The organism is Kitasatospora sp. NPDC087314, assembly GCF_044744365.1.
In the GTDB taxonomy this organism is placed as follows: domain Bacteria; phylum Actinomycetota; class Actinomycetes; order Streptomycetales; family Streptomycetaceae; genus Kitasatospora.
Window position 1 is genome coordinate 197,442 of record NZ_JBIUYE010000004.1, and the last position, 12,610, is coordinate 210,051.

General features: G+C 75.2%; 13 protein-coding genes and 1 pseudogene. 5 read left to right on the top strand and 9 right to left on the bottom strand.

Annotated elements, in window-relative coordinates:
- Positions 1–65: 65 nt before the first annotated feature.
- The 7 genes from ACIO5E_RS10205 to ACIO5E_RS10235 form a co-directional block, all read right to left on the bottom strand.
- A complete protein-coding gene (locus tag ACIO5E_RS10205; protein ID WP_400665672.1) occupies positions 66–953 on the bottom strand; it encodes an SAM-dependent methyltransferase in 888 nt (295 codons plus the stop codon).
- Complete coding sequence (locus tag ACIO5E_RS10210; protein ID WP_400666244.1) at positions 902–1,552, bottom strand: cysteine hydrolase family protein; 651 nt, start codon at positions 1,550–1,552, stop codon at positions 902–904. The genes ACIO5E_RS10205 and ACIO5E_RS10210 overlap by 52 nt, the downstream gene beginning before the upstream one ends.
- 83 nt (positions 1,553–1,635) lie before the next feature.
- Positions 1,636–2,712 carry an isocitrate/isopropylmalate family dehydrogenase gene (locus ACIO5E_RS10215; RefSeq protein WP_400665674.1) on the bottom strand — a complete coding sequence of 359 codons (1,077 nt, stop codon included), beginning with the start codon at positions 2,710–2,712 and terminating at the stop codon, positions 1,636–1,638.
- Between the two features lie 96 nt (positions 2,713–2,808).
- The gene (locus tag ACIO5E_RS10220) at positions 2,809–3,342 is read right to left on the bottom strand and encodes an EF-hand domain-containing protein (RefSeq protein ID WP_400665676.1); all 534 of its coding nucleotides are present in this window, start codon (positions 3,340–3,342) and stop codon (positions 2,809–2,811) included.
- A gap of 174 nt (positions 3,343–3,516) precedes the next feature.
- Positions 3,517–4,275: an FAD:protein FMN transferase gene (locus ACIO5E_RS10225; protein WP_400666246.1), complete on the bottom strand. Its 759-nt coding sequence runs from the start codon at positions 4,273–4,275 to the stop codon at positions 3,517–3,519.
- Positions 4,276–4,305: 30 nt separating this feature from the next.
- Positions 4,306–4,821: an FMN-binding protein gene (locus tag ACIO5E_RS10230; RefSeq protein ID WP_400665678.1), complete on the bottom strand. Its 516-nt coding sequence runs from the start codon at positions 4,819–4,821 to the stop codon at positions 4,306–4,308.
- Between the two features lie 76 nt (positions 4,822–4,897).
- Positions 4,898–6,253 (bottom strand): ferric reductase-like transmembrane domain-containing protein, encoded by a 1,356-nt coding sequence (locus ACIO5E_RS10235; RefSeq protein WP_400665680.1) that lies wholly within the window; start codon positions 6,251–6,253, stop codon positions 4,898–4,900.
- A gap of 229 nt (positions 6,254–6,482) precedes the next feature.
- Between ACIO5E_RS10235 and ACIO5E_RS10240 the strand changes: the two genes are divergently transcribed.
- Both ACIO5E_RS10240 and ACIO5E_RS10245 read left to right on the top strand, forming a co-directional pair.
- Complete coding sequence (locus ACIO5E_RS10240; RefSeq protein WP_400665682.1) at positions 6,483–7,199, top strand: response regulator transcription factor; 717 nt, start codon at positions 6,483–6,485, stop codon at positions 7,197–7,199.
- Positions 7,200–7,252: 53 nt separating this feature from the next.
- Positions 7,253–8,707, top strand: a complete 1,455-nt coding sequence (locus ACIO5E_RS10245) for a sensor histidine kinase (RefSeq protein ID WP_400666249.1) — start codon at positions 7,253–7,255, stop codon at positions 8,705–8,707.
- Between the two features lie 45 nt (positions 8,708–8,752).
- Here the strand turns inward: ACIO5E_RS10245 and ACIO5E_RS10250 are convergent.
- Positions 8,753–9,316, bottom strand: a pseudogene (locus tag ACIO5E_RS10250) (GlxA family transcriptional regulator); the annotation flags it as partial.
- A 174-nt stretch (positions 9,317–9,490) separates the two neighbouring features.
- Here ACIO5E_RS10250 and ACIO5E_RS10255 point away from each other — a divergent pair.
- Genes ACIO5E_RS10255 through ACIO5E_RS10265 form a run of 3 tightly spaced genes read left to right on the top strand, consistent with a single transcriptional unit; the run spans position 9,491 to position 11,755 of the window.
- Positions 9,491–10,006, top strand: a complete 516-nt coding sequence (locus ACIO5E_RS10255; protein WP_400665684.1) for a MarR family winged helix-turn-helix transcriptional regulator — start codon at positions 9,491–9,493, stop codon at positions 10,004–10,006.
- The gene (locus ACIO5E_RS10260) at positions 10,003–10,872 is read left to right on the top strand and encodes an ABC transporter ATP-binding protein (protein ID WP_400665686.1); all 870 of its coding nucleotides are present in this window, start codon (positions 10,003–10,005) and stop codon (positions 10,870–10,872) included. The genes ACIO5E_RS10255 and ACIO5E_RS10260 overlap by 4 nt, the downstream gene beginning before the upstream one ends.
- Positions 10,832–11,755, top strand: a complete 924-nt coding sequence (locus ACIO5E_RS10265) for an ABC transporter permease (protein ID WP_400665688.1) — start codon at positions 10,832–10,834, stop codon at positions 11,753–11,755. The genes ACIO5E_RS10260 and ACIO5E_RS10265 overlap by 41 nt, the downstream gene beginning before the upstream one ends.
- Before the next feature lie 32 nt (positions 11,756–11,787).
- Here the strand turns inward: ACIO5E_RS10265 and ACIO5E_RS10270 are convergent, their stop codons facing one another.
- Positions 11,788–12,564, bottom strand: coding sequence for an alpha/beta hydrolase (locus ACIO5E_RS10270; RefSeq protein WP_400665690.1), 777 nt, complete (start codon positions 12,562–12,564; stop codon positions 11,788–11,790).
- Positions 12,565–12,610: the final 46 nt, after the last annotated feature.

Here is a 12,610-nt window from a genome sequence, read left to right on the forward strand (position 1 = left end):
GATAAAGGCGCCGATCGGATCTCGTCAAGATGACGAAAAGTAGGTGTGGCCCGTCGGGCGGGGCGTCACCTGGTGGCGAAGACCCAGCGGTTGGCGGCGAGGGCGTCGTGGGGTTCGGGGCGGGGGCCGCGACCGTAGTGGCGGGTGAACTCGAACGGGGTGTGGGAGGTGGTGGACCAGCCGCGGGCGGTGAGATCGGCGGTGGTGTCGGGGCGGGGGTCGGCGTCGAACAGGGCGAGCAGGTCGACGCCGATCCGCTCACGGGCCGCGGTGTAGACGGGGTTGCCGCGGACCGCCGCGGACTCCGGCCCGATCACGGCCTCGTACGCCAGGGTGCTGGTGGCGGCACTGAGGCGGTCGACGGTGGCGACGAGCCGCCGCTCGGCGGCGCCGGACAGATAGGGCAGCAGGCCCTCGGCGAGCCAGGCGGTCGGCTCGGCGGGGTCGAAGCCGGCCGAGGCGAGGGCGTCGGCCCAGTCGAGGCGCAGGTCGACGGCCACGGGTACGCGGCGCGCCGTGGGCCGGGCGTCGAGCCGGTCGAGGACGCGCTGCTTGAACGCGAGGACCTCGGGCCGGTCGAGTTCGAAGACGGCCAGGCCGGGCGGCCAGTCGAGCCGGAAGGCCCGGGAGTCCAGGCCGGCGCCGAGCAGGACCACCTGGCGGGCGCCGAGGTGGGCGGACCAGAGCAACTGGTCGTCCAACGCCCTGGTCCGCAGGGCGAGGTAGCGACCGAGCCGCCCCCAGAGCGGGTCGGCCTCGCCGTCCGGGACGTCCCGGGGGTGGAGCGGCCAGTCCGCGGTCGCCGGGGCGGCGCGGACGAAGTGCTCGGCGTAGTCGTCCCGGGTGAGGGCGTCGGAACGGTGGGTCTCGATCGCCCGGGCGGCGGCGACCATCAGGGCGGTCAGTCCGACGCCCTCGTCGACGCCGGTACGGGTTCGGGCCGCGGCGGCCATGGTCCCTCCTGCTGTTCGGAGACTTCGGGGAGCCGTGACCAGACGGCGGATCGGTCGTGGGTGGTGACGCGGGCGCCGTAGACCCGGCGCATGAACTGCAGGACGGTGTCGTCGGCCAGGTGCAGGGCGGCGGTGCAGTCGCTGAGCACCGTCACGTGGAAGCCCTTCTGGAAGGCGGTGCGCGCGGAGCTGTCGACGCAGACGTCGGCGAACACGCCGGTGAACACCAGGTGGTGGACGTCGCGGCGGGCGAGGTGGGCCTCGAAGCCGTCGCTGAGGAAGGCGTCGAAGCAGGCGAGCTTGGTGAAGACGGCCTCGCCGGGCGCGGGCGCCACGGCGTGGAACTCGGCGCCCCAGCTGCCGTCCAGGCACTTGGGGCGCTTGCCGAGGGCCGCGTCGCGGTGGCGCCAACTGGCGCCCTGGTGCTGGGGGTCGCCGAGGAAGCGGACGTGGAGGACCTCGATGCCGTGCGCCCGGGCGGCCTCGACGGCGCGGGCGGTGTTCGCCGCCACGGTGGCGAGCCGCGCCGGGTCGCCGGGGTAGCGGGCGGCGGCGACCGGGCCGGCGCAGAAGTCGTTCTGCAGGTCGACGACGACCAGCGCGGTCCGGTCCGTCGTGGGGTGGTCCGTGGAGGCGCCGCCCGTCGCGTCGCGCTCCGTCGCGGGCCGGTCCGTCGTGGCGCTCACGGCCGGGCCGTCGGCGCGGTGTCGGGGGCCCGGCCGTCGAGTGCGGCGAGCACCGCGTCGACCACGGCGCTGGTGGAGTGCCGTCCGCCGAGGTCGGGCGTGCGGACGCCCTGCTCCTCGGCGGCGTGCAGTGCCTGCTCGACGGCGGCCACGGCACCCGGGCAGCCCGCGTGTCGTTGGGCGATCAGCGCGGCGGCGCGCAGGGTGGCGGTGGGGTTGACGGTGTCCTTCCCGGCGAGGTCGTCGGCGGATCCGTGCACGGTCTGGTACTCGACCAACTCCCGTAGCTCCGGGTGGAGATGGACGTTCTCCGTGCAGCGGTTCTCCTGCCGATCGGCGCCGAACCGGTCGAGCAGGACGACGTGCATGATGTCGGCCCACTCGTTGCCCGCCACGATCACCGTGCGGTCGGCGAGGCCGTGCGTGATCAGGTTGCGGTTCACCGTGTCGGGCTGGAACAGCCGTACCTCCACGCCGAGTCGGCGGGAGATCTCGGAGACCCAGCGGTCCAGGGCGCCGTCCAGCAGGTGGAACTTGTAGGCCATGACGATCTGGGCCGGTCCGTGGTCGGGCCACTCCCGCCGGGCGCGCCGGAGGGCGAATTCGAGGACCTTCGCGGTGATCTCCCGGCTGAACTCCATGGTGCGGGTGACCACGCCGGGGGAGTGCAGGTTCTCCCCGGTGTAGAAGCCCTGGGCCTCGTCCCGGACCAGCAGCAGGGCGGCGTCGCCGGCGGCGATCGGCTCGACCTTGACGGCCTGCAGGCGTTGGCGCACCAGGTAGAGCGACTGGGCGTTCATGGCCGTGCGGAAGACGGCCGGTGTGCCGCGCCGGGCCTGCTCCCGGCAGAACCGCTCGTAGTGCGCGGCGTCCTCCTCGGTGAGTCGCCGGATCTGCTCGGTGTCCGTCACCTCCTCCTTGAGCGACACGTAGGAGTGGTAGGTCCGAGGGGAGCGGACGAGCTCGATCCCGGTGTCGTACAGGCTCGCGATCCGGCTCAGGGTCCGTTCGAAGACGGTCGCGAGTTCCGCGCCCGTTCCCCTGCCCACGGCGAGTGCGACGACAGGTTCCACCTTGCTCCTTCGCTGGTGCGTCCGGTTGCGGTCGGGGGCGGCCCGGGCCGGGCGGGGCCTCCGATCTGGCCCGGCCCTGATCGGGCGAGGTCCGGGTCAGGCGGCGAGGGTGCCGACCAGGAGGTCGGCTGGGATGCCGCCCTTGTCCGGGGCGTAGAAATCACGGATCTCGGCGGCCCAGGCGGCGGCCGTGACGCGGTCCTCGGGGGTGGGGCTGAAGGCGTCGAAGAGAGCGTCGATGTTGGCGCGTTCGAAGCCGATCGCGGTCATCAGTGCCACGAACCGGGGGCGCTCGATGAGGCCGTCGCCGTCCGGGTCGCCGAGTGCGGCGAGCGCGTCGGCGAACTCGCCGGCGGTGGGGGCGAAGCGCTCGGGCGAGAGCACGAAGCCGCTGAACTCCTCGCGGCTGATCACGCCGTCGCCGTTGGTGTCCAACTCGGTGGCCAGGGTGGTCCAGTAGCGCTGGAAGGCGGCGCGGATCGCGGTCTTCGCGGCCTCGTCCGAGTCGGCGGCGGCCGCCACCACGCGGTCCGTCATCAGGGCGAAGTCGTCGGCCTCGACGACGCCGTTGCGGTTGGCGTCGAACAGGGCGAAGACGAGGTCGATCCGCCGGGTGGCCTCGGTGAGCATGCGCCACTACCTCTTTCCGTGCGTTCACGCGTTCGGGTGGGAGCGGATGGTCCGCGTCCGATTGGTGTCCCACTATCGGCCACCGGGGTCGGGGCGGACGAGTCATGATCGCGTTCTTCACCTGATGGAGTGAACTGACGGGTCTTGGAGGTCAGTTGGCGTAAGGGGCCCAGGTCAGGCCGCCGGGGCGGTCGGCTGCCAGTCGGCGGGGCCGGCGGGTGGGAGGTGCCGGGGCAGACCGGGCGTCCAGCGCTTGGAGCCGTCGGGCAGGACGGCGAGGGCCTCGACGCCGGGGCGTCGGGCGGCCCAGGCGAGCGCGCGGTCGGGGCCCATGGCGAAGGCGGCGGTGGCCCAGGCGTCGGTGTGGGCGATGCCGGTGCCGGGGGCGCCGACCAGGGTCAGCGAGGCGAGGCCGAGCGCCGGGCGGCCGGTGTGCGGGTCGAGGATGTGCGCACCGCGCTCGGCGGTGCCGGAGGTGGCCACCGCGAGGTCGTCGCCGCCCAGGACGGCGGCGAGCGAGGCCGGCCGCAGCGGGTGGGCGACGCCGATCCGCCAGGGCCCGCCGGCGGTCTGCACGTCCCCGCCGCCGCTGACGCAGTACTGCCGCGCCCCGGAGGCGCGCAGCAGGGCAGCCGCCTCCTCGACCGCCCAGCCCTTCACCCAGCCGCTGGGGTCGAGCCGGTCGCCGGGCCGCTCGGTGAAGTAGCCGTCGGTCTGCGCGGCGACCTCGCGACAGGCCGCCAGGACGGTGTGGACCTCGGGATCGCAGGCGGAGAGGGCGAGTTCGCCGCGGTCGAGGCGGCTGATGTCGCTGTCCGGCCGGTAGGGCGAGAACACCGCGTCGATCCGGTGCAGCCGGTCGGCGATCCGGCGCAGGACGGCCGGCGTGTCCGGGCCGGGATCGCGGACGGCGATCGAGAAGACGGTGCCCATGACGGGCTCGGCGTGGCGGAGCACCACGCCTCACCGCCCGGCGCGGTCGAGCGCGCTCTGCAGGGAACGGACGTAGCCGTCGCTGGTGAAGGTCGCGCCGCTGACCACGTCGACCTGGGCGCTCTGCGCGGCTATCGCCTCCTGGTTGAGCAGCGGCAGCGCGGTGCTGTTGATCGCGCGGTCCCGGCGGTCCTCGGTGGGGTACTTGACGACGTCGACGGCGGTGATCCGGCTGCCGGCGAGGGTGACCTCGACCTGGACCGGCCCGTAGCGGGTGTTCACGGCGTCTCCGGTGACCTTCCGGGTGCCGCCCGCACCGCCCGCACCGGACGCGGCGGGTGCGGAGGCGGAGCCCGACGGCGCCGCGGAGGCGTCGGAGGCTCCCGAGGCGGCCCCGGCGGAGCCTGCGGCAGCGCCTGACGAGCTGCCGGACCCGCCGGTGGAGCTGATCACCGGCGTGGGCCCGGCGGCGTCGTGCGGTTTGAGGGAGAGCAGCAGGACGACTCCGGCGGCGGTGGCGGCGCTGGTGACGACGGCTCGGCGCATGGGGGACTCCTCGGGGGTCCGGAGGGGCGGATCGGACGGGCGGAACGGAGGGGCGGATCGGGCGGGCTCGTCGGGTTCAGAGCACGAAGGACTCGCGGTGGATGCGCCCCGCCCGTACTCCGGCGGCCCGCAGCGAGCGGACGGCCTCCTCGGCCAGTGGGTCCGGCCCGCACAGGTAGACCTCGTGCTCGGCGAGGTCGGGGACGAGCCGGGCGAGCGCGGTGCCGAGGTCGCCGATCCGCTCCCGCGGGCCGACCAGTTCGTGCACCACGGCGCCCCGCCGTCGGGCGACCTCCGCCAGCTCGGCCCGGAACAGCACGTCCTCCGGGCGCCCGGCCCGCTGGACCAGGGTCGGCTCGCCCGGCAGCGTCTCGAACAGCGCCCGCAACGGGGTGATCCCCACCCCCGCCCCGAGCAACAGCACCCGGCGCCGCCGCTGCAGCCGCCCGGTGAACGCCCCGTACGGGCCCTCGGCGCGCACCGGGGTGCCGGGGCGCAGCGTTGCCACGGCGGCGCTGTGTCCGCCGAGGTCCTTGACCGTGAAGCGCAGGAAGTCCGGGCGCGGCGGCGCGGACAGCGAGTACGGGTTGGCGGCCCACCGCAGACCGGGCGCCTGGAACTGCAGGCGGAAGAACTGGCCCGGCTCGGCCCGGAGTTCGTTCAGCCGCCGGCCGGTCAGGAAGAGCGACACCACGTCCGGCCCCTCCGGACGGACCTCGGCCACCCGCAGGCGGTGCCGGCGGTCGAGCAGCCACGGCCGCGCCAGCCGGTACCAGCCGAGCAGGGCGGCGGTGCCGAGGTAGAGGGCGTACCAGGCGGCGCGGGCCGGGCCGTCGCCGAGGTCGGCACCGGTGGCCAGCTGGTGGCCGAAGGCCAGCGCCACCGCGAGGTAGGTGGCCAGGTGCAGGTAGTACCAGGCCTCGTACGAGAAGCGGCGCCGGGCGGCCCGGGCGGACACCGCGCCGGTGCCCAGCATCAGCAGGGTGGCCAGCGAGGCCTTGAGCATCTCGGGGTAGTGGAGGACGAGCTCGACGCCCTCGCCGAGCAGGCCGCGACCGTCCGTCAGCGCGTACCCCCAGACGATCGACAGCACGTGCACCGTCACCATGGCCACCAGCCAGCGTCCGCCGAAGGCGTGCCAGCGGGCCAGCCGGTCGGCGCCGACGCCGCGCTCCAGCAGCGGGAGCCGCGCCATCAGCAGGAGCAGCACCGGCGCCGCGTACCCGGCGAGCAGACCGGTGATCCGGCCCGCCCCGGTCAGCCAGGCGGCCGCGCCGGCGACCACCGGGGTGTCGGACCACCACAGCGCGAGGACGCCGAGCGCGCCGGCGGCGATCAGGCACAGCACCACGGCCGGCCGGGCGGCGGCCGGCCGGCGGGGAGCCGCCCGGTGCGTGCGGGCGGCGGGTCTCGGCGGGGCGGCGGTGGCCATCGGGATCCTCCTTCGGGCCCGGCGGGCGAGCACCGCCGGGGCGCACCACGATCGCAGCCGAACCTCTGAACCAGTTCTGAACCGGGCCCGCCGCCGTCACCCCTCTAGGGCACGTCGTCGCAGGTCAGAGTGGATGTGGTGGTCGCCACGGGCGGCCCGGGGTCTCACGGCCTTCTCATCAGGGACAGGCAGGATGAACCCGGCCGACCACGCGCACCGAGGGAGCACCATGGACGACAGCGCCGACCGGCAGGACTGGCGGGTCCTCGTCGTCGATGACGAGCCGGACCTGGTGGAGGTGGTCTGCGGCGCGGTCCGCTACGAGGGCTGGCAGGCGGTGGGCGAGACCACCGGCCTGGCCGCCGTACGGGCTGCGGCGGCCTGGCGCCCGCACGCCGTGGTGCTCGACATGATGCTTCCCGACCTCGACGGCATGGAGGTGCTGCGCCGCATCCACGCCGAGCAGCCCGAGGTCCGGGTGCTCTTCCTCACCGCCCGGGACGCCGTCGAGGACCGGATCGCAGGCATCGCGGCGGGCGGCGACGACTACGTGACCAAGCCGTTCAGCCTGGCCGAGGTGGTGGTCCGGCTGCGTGGACTGCTGCGCCGCGCCGCCCCGCCGGGGGCGTCGCGGCAGCCGCCCGCGCACGCCCTGGTGCTCGGCGACCTCGTGCTCGACGACCAGGCCCGCGAGGTCACCCGGGGCGGCGAGGTGATCGACCTCAGCCCGACCGAGTACGCGCTGCTCGCCCACCTCATGCACCACCCGCGGCAGGTGCTCAGCAAGGCGCAGATCCTGGACGCCGTCTGGTCGTACGACTTCGGCGGGCAGGCGCACGTGGTCGAGCTGTACATCAGCTATCTGCGCAAGAAGCTGGACGCGGGCCGGATGCCGATGATCCACACGGTGCGCGGTGCCGGCTACCTGATCAAGGCGGCCCTGTGACCAGGGACCCGGTGAGCGGCGGCCCGGTGAGCGGCGGCCCGGTCGCGCGCACGCTGCGGACCCGGGCCGCCCGGCTGCTGCCGCGTACGCTGCGGGCCCGGCTGATCGCCGGCCTGCTGGTGCTGCTGGTGGTCACCTGCGCCGCGGTCGGCCTCGCGACCACGGCGGCGCTGCGCCACTTCCTGGTGGACCGCCTGGACCAGCAACTCGCCGACTCCGGCGGCCGCTACGCCGCCAGCCTGGAACACGCCGGCCAGGGCGGCGGCACCGACACCCGGGCGCAGACCCCGGGCACCCTGGGCGTCCGGCTGCTCGACGGCCGGGCCACCGCGGCGGGCGTGGTCGACGGGGACGCCGACGATGCGGACTGGCCCAACGCCGACGACCGGGTGACGCTCTCACCGGCCGCGCAGCAGGCCCTGGCCGCACTGCCGGTCGGCGGGCCGGCCCGCAGCGTCGACCTGGGCCGGGTGCAGGGCCACTACCGGGTGCGCGCGGTGGCTGGCCGGGACGGCGACGTGCTGGTCAGCGGTCTGCCGCTGCGCCCGGCCGAGGACACCGTGGAACGGCTGGCGACCCTGGAGCTGACCGTCTTCACGATCGCCGTGGCCGGCGCCTGGGCGGCCGGCGCGATCTGGGTCCGCTGGTCGCTGCGCCCGCTGGGGCGGGTGGTGGGTACGGCCGAGCGGGTCGCCGCGCTGCCGCTCGCCAGCGGCGCCGTCACGCTGGTCGAGCGGGTGCCGGACGACGACCCGCGCACGGAGGTCGGCCGGGTCGGCGCGGCGCTCAACCGGATGCTCGGCCACGTCGGCGACGCCCTGGCCCGCCGGCACGCGGTCGAGGAGCGGCTGCGGGCGTTCGCCGCCGACGCCAGCCACGAGTTGCGCACCCCCGTCGCGGCGGTCCGCGGCCACGCCGAACTCGCGCTGCGCCACCCCGGTGCGGTGCCCGGGCCGGTGCGGCACTCGCTGGAGCGGATCGACGCCGAGGCGGTGCGGATGGGGGCGATCGTCGAGGACCTGCTGCTGCTCGCCCGCTTGGACGCCGGTCGGCCGCTGGCCGCCGCGGAGGTGGACCTGACCCGGATCGCGCTGAGCGCGGTGGCCGACGCGCGGGCGGCCGGTCCCGAGCACCGCTGGCGCCTGGCACTGCCCGAGGAGCCGGTGCTGGTCCGCGGGGACGAGCACCGGCTGAGCCAGGTGGTGGTCAACCTGCTGGCGAACGCCCGTACCCACACCCCGCCCGGTACCGAGGTCGAGCTGAGCCTGGAGCGCGCGGGGCAGGAGGTGCGGCTGGCCGTCGCCGACGACGGCCCGGGGATCGCGCCGGAGCTGGTGGAGCGGATGTTCGAGCGGTTCGTCCGGGGGGACCGGGCACGCTCGCGCTCGACCGGGTCGACCGGACTCGGCCTGTCGATCGTGCGGGCGGTGGTCCGGGCGCACGGCGGCGAGGTGGACGCGGCCAGCCGGCCGGGGCGCACCGTGTTCACGGTCCGGCTGCCGACCTGACCCCGGGCAGCCCTAGCCGGACGCGGTGGTGCGGAAGCGGTGGCGGTACTCGGTCGGGGTGGCGCCCAGCTCGGTCTTGAAGATCCGGGTCAACTGCCGCTCGCTGACGTGGGCGTGGGCGGCGAGGTCGGGGACGGTGAGCCGGCCGGTGAGGTTGCGCAGGACGTGGTGGCGCAGCTCCTCGACCCGCCGGGTGGGGGAGACGGGTTCCAGCGGGACGCTGAACTGGCTCTGGCCGCTGGGGCGTTTGAGGTACATCACGAGCTGGCGGGCGACGCGCAGGGCGAGGGCCTCGCCGAAGTCCTCGGCGACCAGGGCGAGGGAGAGGTCGAGGCAGACGCTGATGCCCGCGCCCGTCCAGACGTCGCCCTCGCGGATGAGGATCGGGTCGGCGTCGACCTGGATCTCCGGGTACTCGGCGGCGAGTTGCGCCGCGGTCGACCAGTGGGTGGTGGCGCGCTTGCCGTCGAGGAGTCCGGCGGCGGCGAGCAGGTGCGCGCCGACGCAGACCGAGGCGACCCGGCGCGAGCGCCCGGCGAGCGTGCGCACCCGGTCGACCACGGCCGGGTCGGTGAGCGGGTGGACACGGCGCAGGTCGTCCACCTCGACGGGCGCCCAGGTGACCGCTGCCCAGCTCCACGCCGGCGCCCTCGCGACGACCGGCGACCTGTACGGCGTGGTCGTGGAGTCGCCGGCCTCGCTGGGCTGAACCGGCGCCACCGCGGGGGCCTGCGGGGGAGGCGCCAGGACGAATAGCTCTCACTGAGAGCTAACATCGGAGGTATGGGTGCGACACCGGAAACGCTCACTTCTGCACCGGCCCCCGACCCCCGCCCGGTCGACGACCCCGGTGCGACCGACGAACTCTCCGCCCTGCTGGTCGGGATCCAGCGCCTGGTCCGGCGCCGGCTGCGGCAGGGCCTGACCGAGCCGAGGCTGCGCGGGGCGCAGATCGAACTGCTGCGCCTGGTCATCGACTCGCCGGGGCTGCGGGTCTCCGACGCGGCCGAGGAACTGTGCCTGGCCGGCAACTCCGTCTCCACGCTGGTCAACCAGCTGGTCTCGCTGGGGCTGCTGCGCCGCGAGGTGGACCCGGCCGACCGCCGGGCCGCCCTGCTGTACGCGACCGGTGAGGCCGTCGAACGCCTCGACGTCTGGCGGGCCCGCCGCACCGCACTGGTCGGGGAGGTGGTGGCCGGGCTGCCCGCCGAGGACCGGGCGGCGCTGGCGGCCGCGCTGCCCGCCCTGCGTGCGGTGGCGGCGGGCCTGCGCAACCCGCCGGGAGAGGAGGAACGATGACGTCCGCCGGGAACGGCGTCGGCGAGGCGGTGGTCTGCCGGGGCCTGGAGTACACCTTCCACCACGGGCGCGGAAAGGGCGCGAGCACCAGGGCCGTCGACGGCGTCGACCTGACCGTGCACACCGGCGAGGTCTTCGGCCTGCTGGGCCCCAACGGCGCGGGCAAGACCACCGCGATCCGCGCGATCACCACGCTGCTCCCGGTCCGCGCCGGCATGGTGCGGGTCTTCGGCCACGACCCGGCCCGGCAGCGCATGGAGGTCCGACGGCTGCTCGGCTACGTGCCGCAGCAGCTCTCCGCGGACTCCGGACTGACCGGCCGCGAGAACGTCGCGCTGTTCGCCCGCGTCTTCGACGTGCCGCACGCCGAGCGCCGCGAGCGGGTCTCCCAGGCGCTGGCCGCCGTGGACCTCACCGACGCGGCCGACCGGATGGCCGGCACCTACTCCGGCGGCATGGTGCGCCGCCTGGAACTCGCGCAGGCCCTGGTCAGCGCCCCGCGCCTGCTGGTCATGGACGAGCCCACCATCGGCCTGGACCCGATCGCCCGCACCGGCGTGTGGGAGTGCGTCGACGCGGTCCGGCAGGCGACCGGGATGACCGTACTGGTCACCACCCACTACATGGACGAGGCCGACTGGTACTGCGACCGGCTCGCCCTCATGGACCACGGCCGGATCCGCGCGCTCGGCACCCCGGAGGAGCTCAAGGCCCAGGTCCGCGAGCAGGACCCGCAGCAGACCGCCCCCAGCCTGGACGACGTGTTCCGCCACTTCGCGGGCCGCGACCTGGCCCGCAACGAGTCCTCGGAAGGAGAGTTCAGCGATGTCCGCCGCACCCGCCGCACCGCCTCCCGCGTCCGCTGAGCCCCCGGGCCACGCCGTCCGCACCGGCACCGGCACCGGCACCGGCACCGGTGCCGCCACCGCGACCCCCGCCCGCCCCGACCTCGGCCTGCTGCTCGTCCCGCCGCGCGCCCGCACCGGCTGGCGGCTGGTGCCGGCCCGGGTGCTGGCGATGTGCACGGTCGAGCTGCAGAAGCTGCGCCACGACCGCACCGAGCTCTACACCCGGGCCGTGCAGCCGGCGCTGTGGCTGCTGATCTTCGGCGAGACCTTCACCCGGCTCAGGGCCATCCCGACCGGCGGCATCCCCTACCTGGACTACCTGGCCCCCGGGATCATCGCCCAGTCCGCGATGTTCATCGCGATCTTCTACGGCATCATGATCATCTGGGAGCGGGATTCCGGGGTGCTCACCAAGCTGCTGGTCACCCCGACCCCGCGCGCCGCACTGGTGACCGGCAAGGCCTTCGCCGCCGGGGTGAAGGCGGTGATCCAGGCCGTCGTCGTGGTGGTGATCGCCGCCCTGCTCGGGGTCGCGATGACCTGGAACCCGCTGCGGCTGCTCGGCGTCGTGGTCGCGGTGCTGCTCGGCTCGGCCTTCTTCTCCTGCCTCTCGATGACCATCGCCGGCATCGTGCTCACCCGTGACCGCCTGATGGGCATCGGCCAGGCCATCACCATGCCGCTCTTCTTCGGTTCCAACGCCCTCTACCCGGTGGACCTGATGCCCGGCTGGCTCCAGGCCGTCAGCCGCGCCAACCCCCTCAGCTACCAGGTCGACGCCCTCCGCGGCCTCCTGATCGGCACCCGCGCCAACCTCCCGCTGGACTTCGCCGTCCTCGCCGGGGCCACCGTCCTCGGCATCACCGCAGCCTCCGCCCTGCTCGCCCGCCTCGCCCGCTGACCCCCACCCCGTACCGGCCCCGCGACCGCACGTCAGCCGCGCGGCTGGCGGGGGAGGGGGAGGGTGAGGGCCTCGGGGGAGGTGGGCGGGAGGGCGAGGGCGGAGGCGGTCTCGGCGGGAAGGGGGCGCAGGCCGAGGAGGGCGGTGGCGAGGTGGGTGGTGGCGCGGTGCCAGTCGGGGATGCGCTGGAGCATGGCGTGGCCGCTGCCGGTGACGGTGTAGCCGCAGACGCGAGCGCCGGCGGCCCGGCTGCGGGCGGCGAAGGCGCGGGTCTCGGCGGGCGGGGTGACCTTGTCGCGGTCGCCGTGCAGCAGTAGGACGTCCCGGTCGGCCAGGTGCTCGCAGGGGTCCTCGGGCGGGCACCAGGGGGCGAGCGCGACCAGGCCGGTGACGGCCGGGTGCCCGCCGGCCCGCAGGGCTGCGCGCCCGCCCATCGAGTGCCCGACCAGGACGGTCGGCACCCCGCCCAGCTCCCGGGCCAGCTCGTCGAGTGCGGAGAGGGCGTCCTGGGCGGCGTCGGCGCGCTGCCCGTTCCAGCCCCGGTGGCGGTAGCGGACGGTACCGACGGCCACGTCGGCGCCGGCGGTGTCCCTGGACAGGGAGCGCAGGAAGCCGTGCATCCGCAGCAGCGGCAGGTTGATCGGCCCGGGCCGGGAGAAATTGTGCTCCTCGCCGCCGTGCAGCACCAGGACGGCGGCGCGCGGCGCCTCGGGCCGCACCCGCCAGCGCAGGGCCGGGTGCCCGGTCGCCGCACTGCCGGTCGCCGCGCTGTCGGCCGCCGTACCGCCGTCCACCGCTTCGCTGCTCACACCCGCACCGTCCTGTCCCACCCCGTCCCGCCCCCTTGACCGCCAC

Coding starts and splice junctions, on each gene's coding strand:
- ACIO5E_RS10255 (WP_400665684.1), top strand. CDS start 9,491: ATGGGTGCGACACCGGAAACGCTCACTTCTGCACCGGCCCCCGACCCC.
- ACIO5E_RS10220 (WP_400665676.1), bottom strand. CDS start 3,342: ATGCTCACCGAGGCCACCCGGCGGATCGACCTCGTCTTCGCCCTGTTC.
- ACIO5E_RS10265 (WP_400665688.1), top strand. CDS start 10,832: ATGTCCGCCGCACCCGCCGCACCGCCTCCCGCGTCCGCTGAGCCCCCG.
- ACIO5E_RS10235 (WP_400665680.1), bottom strand. CDS start 6,253: ATGGCCACCGCCGCCCCGCCGAGACCCGCCGCCCGCACGCACCGGGCG.
- ACIO5E_RS10230 (WP_400665678.1), bottom strand. CDS start 4,821: ATGCGCCGAGCCGTCGTCACCAGCGCCGCCACCGCCGCCGGAGTCGTC.
- ACIO5E_RS10225 (WP_400666246.1), bottom strand. CDS start 4,275: ATGGGCACCGTCTTCTCGATCGCCGTCCGCGATCCCGGCCCGGACACG.
- ACIO5E_RS10205 (WP_400665672.1), bottom strand. CDS start 953: ATGGCCGCCGCGGCCCGAACCCGTACCGGCGTCGACGAGGGCGTCGGA.
- ACIO5E_RS10260 (WP_400665686.1), top strand. CDS start 10,003: ATGACGTCCGCCGGGAACGGCGTCGGCGAGGCGGTGGTCTGCCGGGGC.
- ACIO5E_RS10240 (WP_400665682.1), top strand. CDS start 6,483: ATGGACGACAGCGCCGACCGGCAGGACTGGCGGGTCCTCGTCGTCGAT.